The following is a 19,360-nucleotide window of genomic DNA, read 5'->3' as shown; positions in this document are numbered from 1 at the left end:
CTGCGCATATAGCCCTTATGGTGTAGTTCATGACAATGGCGCTGCCATGATCGCATTCAATGCTGAACTGCGTGACAGCGCTACCAGTAATTATCTGCTCGGAAAAGGCAGGCGTATGTACAGCCCAGCATTAATGCGATTTCTCAGCGCGGATCGGCTAAGTCCCTTCTCGCGGGGAGGAATCAATGCATACGCTTACTGCCATGGGAATCCTGTCAACCGAGTGGACCCCACTGGCCAATACAGCGTCCCCAAGGTCATTGCGAACACTGTTTGGCTTGGAAAACGTGTCAAAGCGTCTATGTCCAATCTTAAGGGGCTGAAGCGGCTAGACGATAGGAACAAGTGGGTAAAGAAGGTCGGCGTAGTGATGGTTGCGGCGGGAGTGCCGGGTGCTAACTGGGTCAACGCGGCAAGCTTTGCTGTAAAAATGGGAAGCGCGACAGTTGATATCGGCTTCTTCTTTGGCCGTAAGGCTGTTGACTATTTTGTCATGCATAAAGTCAGGCCCATGATAGCGGGGATCCTACCGCCAAATGGGCTCTCGCATGTCAATAGTGCCCCTCCTGTGTCGCAGGTCACGCAAGTTCGGGAGGGGCACTCATCAAGGCGGCATAGCAGTGCCTTTTAGGCTCAGGTGCGGAACCGCGCCACCAAACTATTAAGGTCCACCGCCAACCGCGACAGCTCTGCACTCGCCGCACTGGTCTGATGGGCACCGGTAGCGCTCTGCACCGACAAGTCATTGATGTTCACCAGGTTGCGGTCCACTTCCCGCGCCACCTGTGCCTGTTCTTCCGCCGCGCTGGCAATCACCAGGTTACGCTCGTTGATCTGCGCTACCGCCCCGGCAATCGTGTCCAGCGCCATGCCCGCACCGCGGGCGATGTTCAGCGTCGATTCGGCGCGTTCGGTGCTGGTGCGCATCGACTCAACCGCTTCTTCGGTACCCCCCTGGATGCTGCCGATCATCCGCTCGATTTCACTGGTCGACTGCTGGGTACGATGGGCGAGCGCGCGCACTTCATCGGCGACTACGGCAAAGCCACGGCCCGCTTCACCGGCACGCGCCGCTTCGATGGCAGCGTTCAGCGCCAACAGGTTGGTCTGGTCGGCCAGCCCTCGAATCACATCCAGCACTTTGCCGATATCACGCGATTGCTCGGCCAGGTGGGTGATCAGTTTCGCCGTAGCCTGCACATCACCGCTCATGCGCTCGATGGCGCCGACCGTTTCCATTACCAGGTCGCGACCATCGCCGGTCGAGCGGCTGGCCTCGCTGGACGCTTCGGAAGTGCTCACGGCATTGCGCGCCACTTCTTCCACAGCACTGGTCATTTCCGTAACGGCCGTGGCGGCTTGTTCGATTTCGTTGTTCTGTTGCTGCAGGCCGCGGGCACTTTCGTCGGTGACCGCATTCAGCTCTTCGGCCGCCGAGGCCAATTGGGTGGCGGAGCCGGCGATCTGTTGCAGGGTGTCACGCAGCTTGTCCTGCATGCGCGCCATGGCGCGCAACAAGCGGGCCGCTTCATCAGTGCCTTCGGCGCGGATGACGTGGGTCAGGTCACCGTCGGCGACCTGCTCGGCACTCTTGAGCGCTTCTTCGATGGGCTTGACGATGCTGCGGGTCAGCAGGAACGCGCAGAGGAAAGTCAGCACGGTGGCCGCGACCAGCAGGCCGATCACCAAGGCGAAGGCGGCCGCGTACTGGCTGGCGGCCTTTTCGTTGGTGGCGCGAGTCTGGTCGGTGTTGATGCGCACCAAAGTGTCCATCACCTTGTTGACCTGCTCGGAGTTGGCCAGCAGGTCGCGGTTGAGCAGATCGCGCAATTCGGCAGTACGGTCGGCCTGGCTGAGGCTGCGCATGCGCGATTCCAGCTGGCGGTACTGGTTGAGCAACTGGCCGTACTGGTCGAATGCAGCCTGTTCGTCAGCGGCGCCGATCATCGGCAGGTAGGCCTGGCGTGCGCGGTCGATCTGGGCGTTACGCTGGTCCAGCAAGGCAAGGGTGTCGCGCAGGGTTTCCGGTTCGCGGTTGAGCAGCAGGCGGTAGGAGAGGGTGCGCATGCGCAGGTTAAGCGCGGTGAGCTCGTCGAGGATCTTGATACTCGGCACGCTGACCTGCTCGATAACCACGCCGGCCTGGCGGATGTTGCCCATCTGCACCAGCGAGAAGATACCAAGGCCGAGCATCAGCAGGCCGATTAGCGCGAAGCCGAGCAGCGCGCGCGGGGCAATATTCATGTTGCGTAGAGACATTGAAGAAGGGATCCAGGCAGGGAAAAGAACGTGAGTGAAGTGCGACGAAATGGGACTTGCCGGGCTATCGGTCGTGACCGGCCAGTCTTGAGTACCTGCTGTCAAAATTGTGAGGTAGCTAACCATTTCCTGACCGGCGGTTGACCCAGGTCGGAACAAGGGGGTGATTACCCTGTCAATCTGCGGGCCAGACACCTTGTGAATCCGATTTTTAATGGCGATGGGCCGCACTTTTCTTTATCGTGTGCGCCCCTCGCAACAACCTGAGATAGACCCATGCTGGAAGCTTCCCTGAATCAAATCGAGCAACTGGTCAGCGACCTGATGCAGAAGAACGCTCAACTCACCGAGCAGAACACCGCCCTCGGCCAGGAACTGGCCCAGGCCAAGGAAGAAAACGAAACCCTGCAGCTCTCGCTGATGGAGCAGGAAGAGAAGAACGGCGCTACCGCAGCGCGCATCCAGGCCTTGGTTGATCGCGCCAGCGCGGGCGTTGTCGGCGCATGAGACTGCAAGAGCAGCCGATCAATGTCGTGTCGATTCTCGGCATCGACTATTCGATCAAGGCGCCCGAAGGCCAGGAAGAAACCCTGGCCCAGGCGGTACGGATGCTCAACACTGCCCTTAACGAGACCAAGCGCCAGTACCCGACCTTGATCGGTGACAAGTTGCTGGTGCTGGCTGCCCTCAACCTTTGCTCCAAGCAGGTTGAGCTGCAAAAGGAACATCAGCAGACGCTGGCGCGCACCCAAGCGCAGATCGATGCCACGGTGGATGCCATCGTGCGGACCATTGCAGAGCAATAAGACCGCACACCGTCCCGTGTAGGAGCGGGTTTACCCGCGAAAGCGTCGGTGGCTTCAACATCGCATTCGCGGGTAAGCCCGCTCCTACAGGGTGCATCTGATTGCTTCAGATCACTGGATTAACTGGATACGCAAGTGTATACACTTTCCGCAAAACAATAATGTTGCGGGGGGTAGGGCATGGGTATCTGGCGCAAGAGCATCCAGTGGCAATTGATCACCAGCATGGGCGCTGCCCTGCTGGCGAGCATCCTGGTGGTGGTCATTATCTTCACCGTGGCGCTCAACCGCCTCACCGACCGCTACCTGGTCGACACTGCCCTGCCAGCCAGCATCGAAGCCATCCGCAACGACATCGAGCGCATGCTGGGCCAACCGTTGGTCGCTGCCGCGGACATCGCCGGTAACACCCTGCTGCGCGACTGGCTTGCTGCTGGTGAAGATCCCGCGCAGGCACCCCAGTTCATCGAATACCTGAACGCCGTCAAACAGCGCAACCACGCCTTTACTGCGCTGTTCGCCTCGACGGAAACCGGCCACTACTACAACGAGAAGGGCCTGGACCGCACCCTCAGCCGCAGCAACCCCAAGGACAAGTGGTTTTACGGGTACATCGACAGCGGCGCTGAGCGGTTCATCAACATCGACATCGATGGAGCCACCGGCGAACTGGCACTGTTTATCGACTATCGAGTGGAAAAGGAAGGCAAGCTGGTGGGGGTGGCCGGCATGGGCTTGCGCATGACCGAGTTATCCAAGCTGATCCACGACTTCAGCTTTGGCGAGCACGGCAAGGTGTTTCTGGTGCGCAACGATGGCCTGATCCAGGTGCATCCCGATGCTGCCTTCAGTGGTAAGCGCCAGCTTGCCGAGCAGCTTGGCGCGGACGCAGCCAAAGACGTCATGGCCGGAGGGGGGAGCCTGCGTAGCAGCCGTTTCAGCCGTGACGGCGAGCGCTACCTGGCGCTGGGCCTGCCGCTGCGCGACCTTAACTGGACCCTTGTGGCCGAAGTGCCAGAGTCGGAAATTTACGCGCAAATGCATCAGGCCGTCTGGCTGACCAGCCTGATCGGTGGCGCCGTCGCGTTGGTGTCACTGCTGTTGGTGGTACTGCTGGCGCGTGGCCTGGTGCGGCCGATTCGCCGGGTTACCGCCGCATTGGTTCAGATTGGCGGTGGAGCGGGTGATCTCAGCCACCGGCTGGACGATTCGCGTCAGGATGAACTGGGTGACCTGGCCCGTGGTTTCAACCGCTTCCTGGACAGCCAACGCAGCCTGATCGGCGAGGTGTTGAGTACCTCCGAGCGGCTGCGGCGGGCCGTAGAGCAGGTAACCCAAGTAGTGGACAACACCGCCGAGCGCTCCGGGCGCCAGCAGGAGATGACCGAAATGGTCGCCACTGCTGTACACGAGATGGGCCTGACCGTGCAGGACATCGCCCGCAATGCCGGTGATGCGGCGCAGGCGTCGCAGTCGGCACGAGACGAGGCGTTGCAGGCCCGCGAGGTGGTGCAACGATCCATTCGTGGCATCGAGGGCATGTCGGGCGACATCGGCAAGGCGGCCGATGCCGTCAGCCAGTTGGCCGACGAAGTCGCCTCGGTCGATGAAGTGCTCGCGGTAATCCGCAGCATTTCCGAGCAGACCAACCTGCTCGCGCTGAACGCTGCCATTGAGGCCGCGCGGGCAGGGGAGATGGGGCGCGGGTTCGCTGTGGTGGCCGATGAAGTACGTACGCTGGCACGGCGCACACAGCTGTCCACCGATGAGGTGCAGCAGATGATCCAGCGCCTGAAGCTAGGTGCAGGTTCGGCGGTGAGTTCAATGCAGGCAGGGCAGCAGGCGACCGGCAGTGGCGTGGAATCGAGCCAGCGCACCGGGGCATCGCTGAGCGCGATTACCGACCAGGTAGAGCACATCAGTGATATGAACCACCAGGTGGCCACGGCTACCGAGGAGCAGTCGGCGGTGACCGAGGAAATCAACCGGACGGTGCAGGGAATTTCCGATTTGGCGCGTGAGACGGCGGCGGAGGTGCAAGGGTGCCGCGAGGAGTGCCAGGCGTTGCGTGGGTTGGCTGATGACCTGGCGCGACAGATGGGCGGCTTCAGGCTCTAGATCGCCGGGGCCGCAAGGCGGCCCCGGTACTCGCTCAGCCGCCAATGATCGCGCGGATATCCGCCGCCAATTCACGCACCCGCGCTTCTTCGGTATCCCACGAGCACATGAAGCGCGCGCCACCGCTGCCGATGAAGGTATAGAAGCGCCAGCCCCTGCCCCGCAGGGCCTCGATGGCGTGCTCCGGCATCTGCAGGAATACCCCGTTGGCCTCTACCGGGAACATCAGCTCCACCCCTGGCAAGTCACTCACCAGCGAAGCCAGCAACTGCGCGCAATGATTGGCATGGCCGCCATGGCGCAACCAGGCGCCATCCTCCAGCAGCCCGACCCATGGCGCCGACAGGAAGCGCATTTTCGACGCCAATTGCCCGGCCTGCTTGCAGCGGTAGTCGAAGTCTTCGGCCAGCTGGCGGTTGAAGAACAGGATCGCTTCCCCCACCGCCATGCCGTTCTTGGTGCCACCAAAGCACAGCACATCGACGCCGGCCTTCCAGGTCAGTTCGGCTGGGCTGCAACCCAGGAACGAGCAGGCATTGGTGAAGCGCGCGCCGTCCATGTGCAGGTTGAGGCCCAGTTTCTTGCAGGTAGCGCTGATCGCCTTCAATTCGTCAGGGCGATAGACGGTGCCAACCTCGGTTGCCTGGGTGATGGTCACCACGCGTGGCTTGGGGTAGTGAATGTCCTGGCGCTTGAGCGCTACTTCGCGGATCGACTCGGGCGTCAACTTGCCGTTGACGCTGGGTGCGGTCAGCAGCTTGGAACCGTTGGAGAAGAACTCTGGTGCGCCGCATTCGTCGGTTTCGACGTGGGCGGTTTCGGAGCAGATCACGCTGTGGTAGCTCTGGCACAGCGATGCCAGGGCGAGGGAGTTGGCGGCCGTGCCGTTGAACGCGAAGAACACCTCGCAGTCGGTTTCGAACAACTTGCGGAAATACTCCGAAGCACGCTCTGTCCACTGGTCGTCGCCGTAGGCGCGGTCGTGGCCGTGGTTGGCCTTTTCCATCGCAGCCCAGGCTTCAGGGCAGATACCGGAGTAGTTGTCGCTGGCGAATTGTTGGCTCTTATCAGTCATGACACGGTCCTGTGAACGACGCAGAACAGCACTCTAAACCATCGATTCAGCACTTGCCTATACAACCCGTGCGGCGATTTCTGTTCATTCTGTGCCAGCCTCTTCGCGGGCACGCCCGCTCCCGCAATGTGGACTGCACACGCCAATCACTGTGGGAGCAGGCGCGCCCGCGAAGGGGCCCGCAAGGGCGGCACAAAGAGAATGTCGTAAACGCGCCATTGCAAGGCGTGCGCAGGCATCTGACCCGACCCCGCCAGTCATACCATCGCCACAAAGGGCCACAGTGCCCCACGACAAAAAACGATCGCTGCCGGGAGATACACGATGTTCAGCAAGCAAGACCAGATCCAGGGTTACGATGATGCACTGCTGGCGGCGATGAATGCCGAAGAGCAGCGCCAGGAAGACCACATCGAGCTGATCGCCTCGGAAAACTACACCTCCAAGCGCGTGATGCAGGCCCAAGGCAGCGGCCTGACCAACAAGTACGCAGAAGGCTACCCGGGCAAGCGCTACTACGGTGGCTGCGAGCACGTAGACAAGGTAGAAGCCCTGGCCATCGAGCGCGCCAAGCAGCTGTTCGGTGCCGACTACGCCAACGTCCAGCCGCACTCCGGCTCGTCGGCCAACGGCGCCGTCTACCTGGCACTGCTGCAGGCCGGTGACACCATCCTTGGTATGAGCCTGGCCCACGGCGGCCACCTGACCCACGGCGCCAAAGTGTCGTCCTCTGGCAAGCTGTACAACGCTGTGCAATACGGCATCGACACCAACACCGGCCTGATCGACTATGACGAAGTCGAGCGCCTGGCAGTCGAACACAAGCCAAAAATGATCGTTGCCGGTTTCTCGGCCTACTCCAAGACCCTCGACTTCCCACGCTTCCGCGCCATCGCCGACAAGGTCGGTGCGCTGCTGTTCGTCGACATGGCCCACGTCGCCGGCCTGGTTGCCGCTGGCCTGTACCCGAACCCGATCCCGTTCGCCGACGTGGTAACCACCACCACCCACAAGACCCTGCGCGGCCCACGTGGTGGCCTGATCCTGGCCAAATCCAACGAAGAGATCGAGAAAAAGCTCAACGCGGCGGTATTCCCGGGCGCCCAGGGCGGCCCGCTGATGCACGTGATCGCCGCCAAGGCCGTGTGCTTCAAGGAAGCGCTGGAGCCTGGCTTCAAGGCCTACCAGCAACAAGTGATCGAAAACGCCCAGGCCATGGCCCAGGTGTTCATCGACCGCGGCTACGACGTGGTGTCCGGTGGCACCGACAACCACCTGTTCCTGGTCAGCCTGATTCGCCAGGGCCTTACCGGTAAAGATGCCGACGCCGCCCTGGGCCGCGCCCACATCACCGTCAACAAGAACGCAGTGCCGAACGATCCGCAGTCGCCGTTCGTCACCTCGGGCCTGCGCATCGGTACCCCGGCCGTCACCACCCGCGGCTTCAAGGTCGCCCAGTGCGTGGCCCTGGCCGGTTGGATCTGCGACATCCTCGACAACCTCGGTGACGCCGACGTCGAAGCCGATGTGGCCAAGAACGTCGCGGCGCTGTGCGCTGATTTCCCTGTTTACCGCTGAGTGGAGTAAACGACCATGCAACGCTACTCGGGCTTCGGCCTTTTCAAGCACTCCCTCAGCCACCACGAGAACTGGCAGCGCATGTGGCGCACGCCGACCCCTAAAAAGGTCTACGACGTGGTCATCGTCGGCGGTGGCGGCCATGGCCTGGCCACGGCCTACTACCTGGCCAAGGAACACGGCATCACCAACGTTGCCGTGATCGAGAAGGGTTACCTGGGCGGCGGCAACACCGCCCGTAACACCACCATCGTGCGTTCCAACTACCTGTGGGACGAATCGGCGCACCTGTACGAGCACGCCATGAAGCTGTGGGAGGGCCTGTCCCAGGACCTCAACTACAACGTGATGTTCTCCCAGCGTGGCGTTTACAACCTGTGCCACACCCTGCAGGACATGCGTGACTCTGAGCGCCGCGTCTCCGCCAACCGCCTGAACGGCGTCGATGGCGAGCTGCTGAACACCGCCCAGGTCGCGGCCGAGATCCCGTACCTGGACTGCTCGAAGAACACCCGCTATCCGATCCTCGGCGCCACCGTACAGCGCCGTGGCGGCGTTGCCCGTCACGACGCCGTGGCCTGGGGCTTCGCCCGTGCCGCCGACGCCCTGGGCGTGGACCTGATCCAGCAGACCGAAGTGATCGGCTTCCGCAAGGAAAACGGCGCGGTCATCGGCGTGGAAACCAATAAAGGCTTCATCGGCGCCAAGCGCGTCGGCGTGGTCACCGCGGGTAACTCCGGGCACATGGCCAAGCTGGCCGGTTTCCGCCTGCCGCTGGAATCGCACCCGCTGCAAGCCCTGGTATCCGAGCCGATCAAGCCGATTATCGACAGCGTGATCATGTCCAACGCCGTACACGGCTACATCAGCCAGTCCGACAAGGGCGACCTGGTGATCGGTGCCGGTATCGACGGTTGGGTTGGCTACGGTCAGCGCGGTTCCTACCCGGTGATCGAGCACACCCTGCAGGCCATCGTCGAGATGTTCCCCAACCTCTCGCGCGTGCGCATGAACCGCCAGTGGGGCGGCATTGTGGATACCTCGCCGGACGCTTGCCCAATCATCACCAAGACCCCGGTCAAGAACATGTTCTTCAACTGCGGTTGGGGTACTGGCGGCTTCAAGGCGACCCCGGGTTCGGGCAACGTCTTCGCCGCGAGCCTGGCCAAGGGCGAAATGCACCCACTGGCCGCGCCGTTCTCCATGGACCGTTTCTACAACGGCGCACTGATCGACGAACACGGCGCCGCCGCCGTCGCCCACTAACCGGAGACACCGTCATGTTGCATATTTTCTGTCCCCACTGCGGCGAGCTGCGCTCCGAAGAAGAGTTCCACGCCTCTGGCCAGGCGCATATCGCCCGCCCGCTGGACCCTGCCGCCTGCTCCGACGAGGAGTGGGGTACCTACATGTTCTACCGTGACAACCCGCGCGGTATTCACCACGAACTGTGGGACCACGTTGCCGGCTGCCGCCAGTACTTCAACGTCACCCGCGACACCGTGACCTACGAAATTCTGGAAACCTACAAGATTGGCGAAAAGCCGCAAGTGACCGCCAACGGTAAAGCTGCCAGCGCACCGTCCGCTGTCAAAGGCCAAGGGGAAAAAGTATGAGCCAGACCTATCGCCTCGCCAGCGGCGGCCGTATCGACCGCAGCAAGGTCCTGAACTTCACCTTCAACGGCAAGACCTACCAGGGTTATGCCGGTGACAGCCTGGCCGCCGCGTTGTTGGCCAACGGCGTCGACATCGTCGGCCGCAGCTTCAAGTACTCGCGCCCACGCGGCATCATCGCCGCCGGTACCGAAGAGCCGAACGCCATTCTGCAGATCGGCTCCAGCGAAGCCACCCAGATCCCTAACGTGCGTGCTACCCAGCAGGCACTGTACGCAGGCCTGGTAGCCAACAGCACCAACGGCTGGCCGAACGTCAACAACGACGTCATGGGCATCCTTGGCAAGGTCGGTGGCAGCATGATGCCGCCAGGCTTCTACTACAAAACCTTCATGTACCCGAAATCGTTCTGGATGACTTACGAGAAGTACATCCGCAAGGCCGCTGGCTTGGGCCGCGCACCGCTGCAGAACGACCCGGACAGCTACGACTACATGAACCAGCACTGCGACGTGCTGATCGTCGGCGCTGGCCCTGCTGGCCTGGCCGCGGCACTGGCCGCTGCGCGCAGCGGAGCCCGTGTGATCCTGGCTGACGAACAGGAAGAGTTCGGTGGCAGCCTGCTCGACACCCGCGAAACCCTCGACGGCAAGCCTGCCGCTGATTGGGTAAGCGCCGTGGTCAAAGAGCTGGAAGGCCTGCCGGAAGTGACCCTGCTGCCACGCGCCACGGTCAACGGCTACCACGACCATAACTTCCTGACCATTCACGAGCGCCTCACCGACCACCTCGGCGACCGTGCACCGATCGGCCAGGTTCGCCACCGCGTGCACCGTGTTCGCGCCAAGCGCGTGGTCCTGGCTGCCGGCGCCCACGAGCGCCCGCTGGTATACGGCAACAACGACGTGCCGGGCAACATGCTGGCCGGTGCCGTGTCCACCTACGTGCGCCGTTACGGCGTGGCCCCGGGTCGCAAGCTGGTGCTGTCGACCAACAACGACCACGCCTACCGCGCTGCGCTGGATTGGCACGACGCTGGCCTGCAAGTCGTGGCCATCGCCGATGCCCGCCATAACCCACGTGGCTCACTGGTTGAAGAAGCACGCGCCAAAGGCATTCGTATCCTCACCTCCAGCGCTGTGATCGAGGCCAAAGGTAGCAAGCACGTCACCGGCGCCCGCGTGGCGGCCATCGATGTGCAGGCGCACAAAGTCACCAGCCCAGGCGAAACCCTCGAGTGCGACCTGATCGCAACCTCCGGTGGCTACAGCCCGATCGTGCACTTGGCTTCGCACCTGGGCGGTCGCCCGGTATGGCGTGACGACATCCTCGGCTTCGTGCCAGGTGATGCCCCGCAAAAACGCGAGTGCGTGGGTGGCATCAACGGCGTTTATGCCCTGGGTGATGTGATTGCCGACGGTTTCGAAGGCGGCGTTCGCGCAGCCACCGAGGCGGGCTTCAAAGCCGCTGTCGGCACCCTGCCAAAAACCGTGGCGCGCAAGGAAGAGGCCACCGTGGCATTGTTCCAAGTGCCGCACGACAAGGGTACCAAGGGGCCAAAGCAGTTCGTCGACCAGCAGAACGACGTGACTGCCGCCGGTATCGAGTTGGCCACCCGTGAAGGCTTCGAGTCGGTAGAGCACGTAAAACGCTATACCGCGCTGGGCTTCGGCACCGACCAGGGTAAGCTGGGCAACATCAACGGCCTGGCCATCGCCGCCCGTTCGATCGGCATCACCATTCCGGAAATGGGCACCACCATGTTCCGCCCCAACTACACGCCGGTTACCTTCGGTGCAGTAGCGGGCCGTCATTGTGGCCACCTGTTCGAGCCCGTCCGCTTCACCGCCCTGCATGCCTGGCACGTGAAGAACGGCGCCGAGTTCGAAGACGTCGGCCAGTGGAAGCGCCCTTGGTACTTCCCCAAAGCCGGTGAAGACATCCATGCCGCCGTGGCCCGTGAATGCAAGGCTGTGCGCGACAGCGTGGGCCTGCTGGACGCCTCGACCCTGGGCAAGATCGACATCCAGGGCCCGGACGCGCGCGAGTTCCTCAACCGCATCTACACCAACGCCTGGACCAAGCTCGACGTGGGCAAGGCCCGCTACGGCCTGATGTGCAAGGAAGACGGCATGGTCTTCGACGACGGCGTGACCGCCTGCGTCGGCGACAACCACTTCATCATGACCACCACCACCGGCGGTGCCGCCCGCGTGCTGCAGTGGATGGAGCTGTACCACCAGACCGAATGGCCGGAGCTGAAGGTGTACTTCACCTCGGTTACCGACCACTGGGCCACCATGACCCTGTCCGGCCCTAACAGCCGCAAGCTGCTGAGCGAGCTGACCGACATCGACATGGACAAGGAAGCCTTCCCGTTCATGACCTGGAAGGAAGGCAATGTTGGTGGCGTGCCAGCCCGCGTGTTCCGTATCTCGTTCACCGGCGAGCTGTCGTACGAAGTGAACGTGCAGGCCAACTACGCCATGGGCGTGCTGGAACAGATCATCGAAGCTGGCAAGAAGTACAACCTGACCCCGTACGGCACCGAGACCATGCACGTACTGCGTGCAGAGAAGGGCTTCATCATCGTGGGCCAGGACACCGATGGTTCGATGAACCCGGACGACCTGAACATGAGCTGGTGCGTTGGCCGCAACAAGCCGTTCTCGTGGATCGGCCTGCGTGGCATGAACCGCGAAGACTGCGTACGTGAGAACCGCAAGCAGCTGGTGGGCCTGAAACCGGTCGACCCGACCAAGTGGCTGCCGGAAGGCGCCCAACTGGTGTTCGACCCGAAACAACCGATCCCGATGGACATGGTCGGCCACGTCACCTCCAGCTACGCGTCCAACTCCCTGGGCTACTCGTTCGCCATGGGTGTGGTCAAAGGCGGCCTCAAGCGCATGGGCGAGCGTGTCTACTCGCCGCAGGCGGATGGCAGCGTGATCGAGGCGGAAATCGTGTCTTCGGTGTTCTTCGATCCGAAGGGTGAGCGGCAGAACGTCTAAGGCCCCGGATGGCGGCGCAGCCTGATTGCACGGCTGCGCTGCCCTGACGAACAAGAATTCAAGGCAGGTAAGAAATGAGCGCTATCAACGTCTTCCAGCAAAACCCCGGCGCCGAGGCCAAAGCCCAGTCGCCACTGCACCACGCCGATCTGGCCAGCCTGGTTGGCAAAGGCCGCAAGAACGCAGGTGTTACCCTGCGTGAGAAGAAGTTCCTTGGCCACCTGACCATCCGTGGTGATGGCCACAACCCGGAATTCGCCGCTGGCGTGCACAAGGCCCTGGGCCTGGAGCTGCCGGTAGCCCTGACCGTGGTTGCCAACGGTGAAACTTCGCTGCAATGGGTAGGCCCCGATGAATGGCTGCTGATCGTCCCAGGCGGCCAGGAACTGGCGGTCGAACAAAAGCTGCGCGCGGCCCTCGAAGGCCAGCACATCCAGGTAGTCAATGTCAGTGGCGGGCAAAGCCTGCTGGAGCTGCGTGGCCCGAACGTGCGCGAAGTGCTGATGAAGTCCACCAGCTATGATGTTCACCCGAACAACTTCCCGGTGGGCAAGGCCGTGGGCACCGTGTTCGCCAAGTCGCAACTGGTGATCCGCCGCACTGCTGAAGACACCTGGGAACTGGTAATTCGCCGCAGCTTCGCCGATTACTGGTGGCTGTGGCTGCAGGACGCTTCTGCCGAATACGGCCTGAGCATCGAAGCCTAAGGAGCAAGAACATGAGTCGGGCACCGGATACCTGGATTCTCACCGCCGACTGCCCGAGCATGCTCGGCACCGTCGACGTGGTGACGCGTTACCTCTTCGAGCAGCGCTGCTACGTGACGGAGCACCACTCCTTCGATGACCGGCAGTCGGGACGCTTCTTCATTCGCGTCGAGTTCCGCCAGCCGGACGATTTTGACGAGGCAGGCTTCCGTGCCGGCCTCGCCGAGCGTAGCGATGCGTTCGGCATGGCTTTCGAGCTGACCGCGCCCAACCACCGCCCCAAGGTGGTGATCATGGTGTCCAAGGCCGACCATTGCCTGAATGACCTGCTGTATCGCCAGCGTATTGGGCAACTGGGCATGGACGTGGTCGCGGTGGTGTCCAACCACCCTGATCTCGAACCGCTGGCGCAGTGGCATAAGATTCCCTACTACCACTTTGCGCTCGACCCCAATGACAAGCCTGGGCAAGAACGCAAGGTGCTGAAGGTGATCGAGGAAACCGGCGCGGAGCTGGTAATCCTGGCGCGCTACATGCAGGTGCTGTCGCCAGAGCTGTGCCGGCGCCTGGATGGCTGGGCGATCAACATCCACCACTCGCTGTTGCCAGGTTTCAAGGGCGCCAAGCCTTACCACCAGGCATACAACAAGGGCGTGAAGATGGTGGGCGCCACGGCGCATTACATCAATAACGACCTCGACGAAGGGCCGATCATTGCCCAGGGCGTCGAGGTGGTGGACCACAGCCATTACCCGGAAGACCTGATTGCCAAAGGGCGCGATATCGAATGCCTGACCCTGGCGCGGGCTGTGGGTTATCACATCGAGCGGCGGGTGTTCCTCAACGCCAACCGGACTGTCGTTCTCTGACATCCTGTATCGGCCGATTCGCGGGCTTGTCCCGCGAATGGCTTCACACCTTTGTACCTGCCGCTAAAAGGCATCTCCCTGTCGCTCCCAGTCAGCGCACATCTGGCCATCCGGCCCACAATTCCCTCATTCCAGAAACACATGCCGCCCACGGATGGCGGCGCGTTCAACCACCGCTGCATAAATACAAATCAAGCGAGGTAAGAGCATGTCTGGCAATCGTGGAGTGGTGTATCTCGGCGCTGGCAAGGTCGAAGTACAGAAGATCGACTACCCGAAAATGCAGGACCCGCGCGGCAAGAAAATCGAACACGGCGTCATCCTGAAGGTGGTCTCCACCAACATCTGCGGTTCTGACCAGCACATGGTCCGTGGCCGCACCACTGCCCAGGTCGGCCTGGTCCTGGGCCACGAAATTACCGGTGAAATCGTCGAGAAAGGTAGCGACGTCGAGCGCATGCAGATCGGCGACCTGGTCTCCGTGCCTTTCAACGTCGCCTGCGGCCGCTGCCGTTCCTGCAAAGAGATGCATACTGGTGTCTGCCTCACCGTCAACCCGGCCCGCGCCGGCGGTGCCTACGGCTACGTCGACATGGGCGACTGGACCGGTGGCCAGGCCGAATACGTGCTGGTGCCATACGCCGACTTCAACCTGCTGAAGCTGCCTGAGCGCGACAAGGCCATGGAAAAGATCCGTGACCTGACTTGCCTGTCCGACATCCTGCCCACCGGCTATCACGGTGCCGTGACTGCTGGTGTTGGTCCAGGCAGCACTGTCTACGTTGCCGGTGCTGGCCCGGTCGGCCTGGCCGCTGCTGCCTCGGCGCGCCTGCTGGGCGCCGCCTGCGTAATCGTCGGTGACCTGAACCCCGCCCGCCTGGCCCACGCCAAGTCGCAAGGCTTCGAAGTGGTCGACCTGTCCAAGGACACCCCGCTGCACGAGCAGATCGTCGACATCCTCGGCGAGCCGGAAGTGGACTGCGCTGTCGACGCCGTAGGCTTCGAGGCCCGTGGCCACGGCCATGAAGGTGCCAAGCACGAGGCCCCGGCCACCGTGCTTAACTCGCTGATGCAAGTGACCCGCGTGGCCGGCAACATCGGTATCCCGGGCCTGTACGTGACCGAAGACCCAGGCGCGGTGGATGCCGCTGCCAAGATCGGCGCGCTGAGCATCCGCTTCGGCCTGGGCTGGGCGAAATCGCACAGCTTCCACACCGGCCAGACCCCGACCATGAAATACAACCGCCAGCTGATGCAGGCGATCATGTGGGATCGGATCAACATTGCTGAGGTTGTAGGTGTGCAGGTGATTAACCTGGATCAGGCGCCGGAAGGGTATGGCGAGTTCGATGCGGGTGTGCCTAAGAAGTTTGTGATTGACCCGCACAAGATGTGGGGCGCGGCGTAAGCAACCGAAGAGCCCCTCCGTGGAGGGGCTTTTTTTCACTCGGCTGGGTCAGCGGTATCTGCGGCTTACCTGTTAAGCATGGAACGCTTGCCGTCTGTATGCAGCAGGCCGCTGCCTCCAGCCTCATCCTCATGAACCAATCAATCTTTCCTGATTTTTTTTAGAAGGAAGTAAATGCCAACTCCAGCACCAACTATTGCACCCACAAAAATGGCAATAGAAGCTGCAGCAAAGTTCCCAGTGTCTCTTGTGCCGTACTGCACCCGATTATTAAAATGTATTTGAGGGCGTGGTTGCGTGGGGCTTGGAGCAGTTCTTGTTTGGCTTTGTTGGCCTGAGGGAAAGATTGATTCTGTGGCAGCCGTATTTAGAGTGGATGGGGGATTCGGTGCGTTTTTAAGTTCCGTGGCGGCGATCAATTTGGTGATATTGTTGCCCCTTGGTAATTGCTTTATTGTTCCAGTGGAGATAGGTTTTGAGCTGCCTAAGACACTGCCAAAGAAACGCCCCGTGCCCTTCACTACATGTTTTGCTCCGAAATTTAACAACCTTAGTAGTGCCGCAAACTCACCTGTTGGGTCGTGTCGGTTGATCGGATCCCCTTCGCAGTAGGCGTATGAATTCAAACCGCCCTTGTCGAACGGACTAAGGTGGCCCGAGCTGTTGAAGCGCATGTTAGATGGGGAGTACAACCGTTTAGCTGAACCTAGGGCATCAACATGAGTGACAGGGTCTCGCCACTGCCCATTGAAGCCTGCTAACGCAATCATATGTTCCGGGGCAAGGTGGCCATAAGGTGCATAGGCAGTTGATTCCGACGCTGAGCCTAGCACTGTGTTGCCGAGGTTGACCTGTAAAGGTTTGGGGGTTTTATTTTTTTCAATTTGGACAAGAGCTGTTTCATTTGCCCATAGGATATGACGGGCACCGTCTGTCGTTATTTCTGTTGCCAAATGGTCGTTCTGGTAGAAGTGGGCTTTTCGGTTGTTACCTGCTCTTGTAAGTGACATGTTAACGCTAGCAGAGTCCTGCTGGTTACTTATCTCGGAAGAGGGACTCATGTGTGACATCCTAATAGTTGATTGACGTGATATCACTGTGCTCGCGCTTACAGGCGGTGACAACTAGCAGTTTTGTCAGGTAACGAATGGTTGGAACAAAACGCCAAACCACGAGTCAAACCCCTCGTTTCCCGGCCATCCCGGCCAACGAGGTCCCTCCCGATGAAAGCATTCACCCTGGCAACCCTGATGACCCTGGCCGCTAGCCCGGTGTTCGCCTTCAACCTCAGCGACGCTGCCAACGCCGTGTCCGCCATGCAAAACCAGAAACAACAAGGCCAGGTGCAGGCCCCCGAGGCGCAGGCCAATCTGCTCAACACCCTCGGCAGCCAGTTGAACATCACCCCCGAACAGGCGGTAGGCGGAGCAGGAGCCATGCTGGGGCTGGCACGCAACAACCTTAGCAGCGATGACTATGGGCAACTGACCAAGGCGGTGCCAGGGCTGGACCTGCTGGCCGGTGCAAATGCGCTGGGCGGGTTAAGTGGGTTGGGTGATTTGCTGGGCAAGAACAGCGAGAGCCAGTCGGCGTTGAGCAACGCACTGGGCAACAACGTGGAAAATCGTAGTGACCTGGACAATGCGTTCAAGGCGCTAGGCATGGATACCGGGATGATCGGGCAGTTTGCGCCGTTGCTGCTGCAGTATCTGGGGCAGCAGGGGATTGCTGGGTCGTTGTTGCAGAACCTGGGGAGCTTGTGGACTGCACCAACGCCCTTGACCCAGCCTTCGGTTTAGGGGGCAGGTGATCAACCTGGATCAGGCGCCGGAAGGGAAGCGCGAGTTTGATGCAGGGTGCCGAAGAAGTTTTTGATCGACCCGCACAAGATGTGGGGTGCGGCGTGATTTAACTCACCTACACAGAAAGCCCCTCCTCAGAGGGGCTTTTTGTATCAATGGAGCTCGTTTATTCATCACAGGCGTACTTTTAGCAGAATCGTTACGCTACCTATGATGCACAGGCCCATGTTGGTTTATCTAAAAACACACCTGCCCAGGTTCGGAACGCTACTCAGTTTCGCTCTCCCATCAGTCTACCGATGCTGTCGCTGCTTGCAATGTTTCCTCAGTATACAGCCTGTCGAATGTTCTAAGTCGGACGACATTTCGAACGCCGCCAGCCCTTAGTATATCTACGTCTCTTAACATGTTTATGTCTTGTAGATATGGATGCAATTCAATATTTTGTCCAAAGATCCTAGGCAAGCCGGGAATTACGCCAGCCCGGGCAGCTCCCACGAAAGCATGAGAAACTGTAGCGCGTGATAGATAGCGATAAATAATCGGTGCGGCGTGACTCCTGTTGTGTTGAGATGTATTTGAAAAGGCAAGAGCATCATCGAGTGTAAGGTTGTTGATGATTGACTCAAAAATGTCAGGCTCTGCGATTCTCTTGAAATAATCTTCTGGAGGGCGCGCGTAGTATTTGGGCGTACCTGCTTTCAATGCGCTCGCATGTGAAGTGGTACGTTTCAGGCTGGGGGGATTGAACTTATGAGGAAGCGCCACGGCCGAAAGACTGCGTACCTTCATGGTCTGACTATTTGTCATATGGACAAGTACATGGCCGGTCGGATCTGTATAATTGACTGGATCTCCGCCGCAGTATGCATAATAGTTCACTCCACCCTTCCCAAAGGGGCTGAGGCTATCAGGTGATTGAAAGCGCATCAGGCTTGGAGAGTATGTTCTATATCCTTGCCCTAGCTGGTAGGCGCTTAATGAATGGTCTATTGGTTCACCAGTGAAACCTTGCAGTCTTCGTTTGGGTCGTAAAGTTTCGGAGTGTCCGAAAACAGTATAAGTGTGATGTTCTTTTTTTACGCCTTCTTGGGCGTGCATTATTGTTTTCTTCGTGTCTGTCGCTAACAGTTCTATGGGTTGTATATTTTCGCTGCGAAACTCGGCGAGTAGGTGCATAGGGGACCTGAAGACTGAACGATACTGTCCATCTGCTTTCAATGTGACAAGATTACGGGCTTGGTAAAATAGTTGTTCCATAATGGCGTTCGTCCACATTGGCCAATTGCACGAAGTAGCTGTGCTAACTTGACGGCTGTCGTTTATCCGCTAGCATGACTGGCGGTCGTATGATTAAAATGTCATTATTATTCAGTGGTTAGTCATAATGGCTATAGTCTGAGAGGGCCAAACTGACTTGGCGCTCAGTGGCGGAAGTCAGTATTTCTGTTATGGCTATGTCACTCAGAGTCGTCATGATATCTGCCGGCATCACCATGTGAGAGTACTGTGATGGCTTGTTCGTTCTTGTACTCTGGGTGTTTCGCCTCAGGTAAGCAGGGTGTCGAAAAAAGACAACAGCGCTGGTAATTAACCGGGTTGAAAATGCCGAGTCACCATCGTTTTGCTCCTGATTGAGAGGGTGATAAAGCTACAAGTACCTCATGGCGGTCTTGCACAGCTGGTTTTTAGGGGGAAAGTATCCACTGCCTTTCTTGGGATGGCCACTAGCAGAAATGACAGGTGATAGCGCCCTTTAAAATTCGACCAGCAGTGTCGATAACCGGTGAGAAATGCTCCCCAATTCCCGAGTCAACTCTCCTGTTTCCCAAGCCATCCCGGCCTACGAGACCTCTCCCGATGAAAGCGCTCACCCTGGCAACCCTGGCAACCCTGATGACCCTGGCCGCACGCCCGGTGTTCGCATTCAATCTCAGCGACGCCACCAACGCTGTGTCCGCCATGCAAACTTAGAAGCAACAGGGGCCCCGGAGGCACAGGCCATTCTGCTCAACACCTTGGGCAGTGAATTGACGATCACCCCCGAGCAGGCCGTGGGCGGGGCTGGGGCGATGTTGGGGCTGGCGCGCAACAACCTGAGCAGTGATGAC

16 protein-coding genes and 3 pseudogenes are annotated in these 19,360 nt (G+C 60.1%); 15 read left to right on the top strand and 4 right to left on the bottom strand.

The annotated features are described in order from the left end of the window. Positions 1-46: 46 nt before the first annotated feature. A complete protein-coding gene (locus DMX11_RS12130; RefSeq protein ID WP_371921791.1) occupies positions 47-631 on the top strand; it encodes an RHS repeat-associated core domain-containing protein in 585 nt (194 codons plus the stop codon). A gap of 2 nt (positions 632-633) precedes the next feature. Here the strand turns inward: DMX11_RS12130 and DMX11_RS12125 are convergent, their stop codons facing one another. Further along, positions 634-2,259 (bottom strand): methyl-accepting chemotaxis protein, encoded by a 1,626-nt coding sequence (locus DMX11_RS12125; protein ID WP_110744751.1) that lies wholly within the window; start codon positions 2,257-2,259, stop codon positions 634-636. Positions 2,260-2,535: 276 nt separating this feature from the next. Between DMX11_RS12125 and DMX11_RS12120 the strand changes: the two genes are divergently transcribed. The 4 genes and pseudogenes from DMX11_RS12120 to DMX11_RS26445 all read left to right on the top strand — a co-directional run bounded on the left by DMX11_RS12120 (position 2,536) and on the right by DMX11_RS26445 (position 5,183). Beyond that, entirely contained in the window at positions 2,536-2,766 is a 231-nt protein-coding gene (locus DMX11_RS12120; RefSeq protein WP_110744750.1) for a hypothetical protein, read from the top strand. After that, entirely contained in the window at positions 2,763-3,065 is a 303-nt protein-coding gene (locus tag DMX11_RS12115) for a cell division protein ZapA (RefSeq protein WP_110744749.1), read from the top strand. Before DMX11_RS12120 ends, DMX11_RS12115 begins: the two co-directional genes overlap by 4 nt. Positions 3,066-3,245: 180 nt before the next feature. Next, positions 3,246-4,319 (top strand): annotated as a pseudogene (gene mcpH, locus DMX11_RS26450) (methyl-accepting chemotaxis protein McpH); the annotation flags it as partial. A gap of 126 nt (positions 4,320-4,445) precedes the next feature. Further along, positions 4,446-5,183: a methyl-accepting chemotaxis protein gene (locus tag DMX11_RS26445; protein WP_370588310.1), complete on the top strand. Its 738-nt coding sequence runs from the start codon at positions 4,446-4,448 to the stop codon at positions 5,181-5,183. Between the two features lie 34 nt (positions 5,184-5,217). Here the strand turns inward: DMX11_RS26445 and DMX11_RS12105 are convergent, their stop codons facing one another. Next, positions 5,218-6,258, bottom strand: coding sequence for a low specificity L-threonine aldolase (locus DMX11_RS12105; protein ID WP_110744747.1), 1,041 nt, complete (start codon positions 6,256-6,258; stop codon positions 5,218-5,220). A gap of 324 nt (positions 6,259-6,582) precedes the next feature. Between DMX11_RS12105 and DMX11_RS12100 the strand changes: the two genes are divergently transcribed. From DMX11_RS12100 to fdhA, 7 genes are all read left to right on the top strand, one after another. After that, a complete protein-coding gene (locus tag DMX11_RS12100; protein ID WP_003255681.1) occupies positions 6,583-7,836 on the top strand; it encodes a serine hydroxymethyltransferase in 1,254 nt (417 codons plus the stop codon). A gap of 15 nt (positions 7,837-7,851) precedes the next feature. Next, entirely contained in the window at positions 7,852-9,102 is a 1,251-nt protein-coding gene (locus DMX11_RS12095; RefSeq protein ID WP_003255680.1) for a sarcosine oxidase subunit beta family protein, read from the top strand. 14 nt (positions 9,103-9,116) lie between these two features. Continuing rightward, a complete protein-coding gene (locus DMX11_RS12090) occupies positions 9,117-9,452 on the top strand; it encodes a sarcosine oxidase subunit delta (RefSeq protein ID WP_009683373.1) in 336 nt (111 codons plus the stop codon). Beyond that, positions 9,449-12,463 carry a sarcosine oxidase subunit alpha gene (locus DMX11_RS12085; RefSeq protein WP_110744746.1) on the top strand — a complete coding sequence of 1,005 codons (3,015 nt, stop codon included), beginning with the start codon at positions 9,449-9,451 and terminating at the stop codon, positions 12,461-12,463. Before DMX11_RS12090 ends, DMX11_RS12085 begins: the two co-directional genes overlap by 4 nt. A gap of 74 nt (positions 12,464-12,537) precedes the next feature. Then, positions 12,538-13,170, top strand: a complete 633-nt coding sequence (locus DMX11_RS12080; RefSeq protein ID WP_110744745.1) for a sarcosine oxidase subunit gamma — start codon at positions 12,538-12,540, stop codon at positions 13,168-13,170. Positions 13,171-13,181: 11 nt separating this feature from the next. Then, positions 13,182-14,039 carry a formyltetrahydrofolate deformylase gene (gene purU, locus DMX11_RS12075; protein WP_110744744.1) on the top strand — a complete coding sequence of 286 codons (858 nt, stop codon included), beginning with the start codon at positions 13,182-13,184 and terminating at the stop codon, positions 14,037-14,039. A gap of 208 nt (positions 14,040-14,247) precedes the next feature. Beyond that, positions 14,248-15,447, top strand: a complete 1,200-nt coding sequence (fdhA, locus tag DMX11_RS12070; protein WP_009683378.1) for a formaldehyde dehydrogenase, glutathione-independent — start codon at positions 14,248-14,250, stop codon at positions 15,445-15,447. A gap of 140 nt (positions 15,448-15,587) precedes the next feature. On the opposite strand, the gene DMX11_RS12065 is transcribed toward fdhA, so the two are convergent. Continuing rightward, complete coding sequence (locus DMX11_RS12065) at positions 15,588-16,508, bottom strand: RHS repeat-associated core domain-containing protein (protein WP_158286175.1); 921 nt, start codon at positions 16,506-16,508, stop codon at positions 15,588-15,590. Positions 16,509-16,670: 162 nt separating this feature from the next. On the opposite strand from DMX11_RS12065, the gene DMX11_RS12060 reads away from it, so the two are divergent. Continuing rightward, positions 16,671-17,246, top strand: coding sequence for a DUF2780 domain-containing protein (locus tag DMX11_RS12060; RefSeq protein ID WP_110744742.1), 576 nt, complete (start codon positions 16,671-16,673; stop codon positions 17,244-17,246). A 4-nt stretch (positions 17,247-17,250) separates the two neighbouring features. Beyond that, positions 17,251-17,354, top strand: a pseudogene (locus DMX11_RS26440) (hypothetical protein); the annotation flags it as partial. 183 nt (positions 17,355-17,537) lie between these two features. On the opposite strand, the gene DMX11_RS12055 reads toward DMX11_RS26440, so the two are convergent. Continuing rightward, a complete protein-coding gene (locus DMX11_RS12055) occupies positions 17,538-18,350 on the bottom strand; it encodes an RHS repeat-associated core domain-containing protein (protein ID WP_256590611.1) in 813 nt (270 codons plus the stop codon). A 759-nt stretch (positions 18,351-19,109) separates the two neighbouring features. Between DMX11_RS12055 and DMX11_RS12050 the strand changes: the two are divergent. Next, positions 19,110-19,360 (top strand): annotated as a pseudogene (locus DMX11_RS12050) (DUF2780 domain-containing protein); the annotation flags it as partial.

Source organism: Pseudomonas sp. LB-090624, assembly GCF_003205205.1.
Lineage (GTDB): Bacteria > Pseudomonadota > Gammaproteobacteria > Pseudomonadales > Pseudomonadaceae > Aquipseudomonas.
Note: the sequence above shows the minus strand (reverse complement) of the source record. Positions and strands in the feature narration are given on the sequence as shown.

Coding starts and splice junctions, on each gene's coding strand:
- DMX11_RS12080 (WP_110744745.1), top strand. CDS start 12,538: ATGAGCGCTATCAACGTCTTCCAGCAAAACCCCGGCGCCGAGGCCAAA.
- DMX11_RS12085 (WP_110744746.1), top strand. CDS start 9,449: ATGAGCCAGACCTATCGCCTCGCCAGCGGCGGCCGTATCGACCGCAGC.
- DMX11_RS12120 (WP_110744750.1), top strand. CDS start 2,536: ATGCTGGAAGCTTCCCTGAATCAAATCGAGCAACTGGTCAGCGACCTG.
- DMX11_RS12115 (WP_110744749.1), top strand. CDS start 2,763: ATGAGACTGCAAGAGCAGCCGATCAATGTCGTGTCGATTCTCGGCATC.
- DMX11_RS12105 (WP_110744747.1), bottom strand. CDS start 6,258: ATGACTGATAAGAGCCAACAATTCGCCAGCGACAACTACTCCGGTATC.
- DMX11_RS26445 (WP_370588310.1), top strand. CDS start 4,446: ATGACCGAAATGGTCGCCACTGCTGTACACGAGATGGGCCTGACCGTG.
- DMX11_RS12065 (WP_158286175.1), bottom strand. CDS start 16,508: ATGAGTCCCTCTTCCGAGATAAGTAACCAGCAGGACTCTGCTAGCGTT.
- DMX11_RS12055 (WP_256590611.1), bottom strand. CDS start 18,350: ATGCACGCCCAAGAAGGCGTAAAAAAAGAACATCACACTTATACTGTT.
- purU (WP_110744744.1), top strand. CDS start 13,182: ATGAGTCGGGCACCGGATACCTGGATTCTCACCGCCGACTGCCCGAGC.
- DMX11_RS12060 (WP_110744742.1), top strand. CDS start 16,671: ATGAAAGCATTCACCCTGGCAACCCTGATGACCCTGGCCGCTAGCCCG.
- DMX11_RS12090 (WP_009683373.1), top strand. CDS start 9,117: ATGTTGCATATTTTCTGTCCCCACTGCGGCGAGCTGCGCTCCGAAGAA.
- DMX11_RS12095 (WP_003255680.1), top strand. CDS start 7,852: ATGCAACGCTACTCGGGCTTCGGCCTTTTCAAGCACTCCCTCAGCCAC.
- DMX11_RS12130 (WP_371921791.1), top strand. CDS start 47: ATGATCGCATTCAATGCTGAACTGCGTGACAGCGCTACCAGTAATTAT.
- DMX11_RS12100 (WP_003255681.1), top strand. CDS start 6,583: ATGTTCAGCAAGCAAGACCAGATCCAGGGTTACGATGATGCACTGCTG.
- fdhA (WP_009683378.1), top strand. CDS start 14,248: ATGTCTGGCAATCGTGGAGTGGTGTATCTCGGCGCTGGCAAGGTCGAA.
- DMX11_RS12125 (WP_110744751.1), bottom strand. CDS start 2,259: ATGTCTCTACGCAACATGAATATTGCCCCGCGCGCGCTGCTCGGCTTC.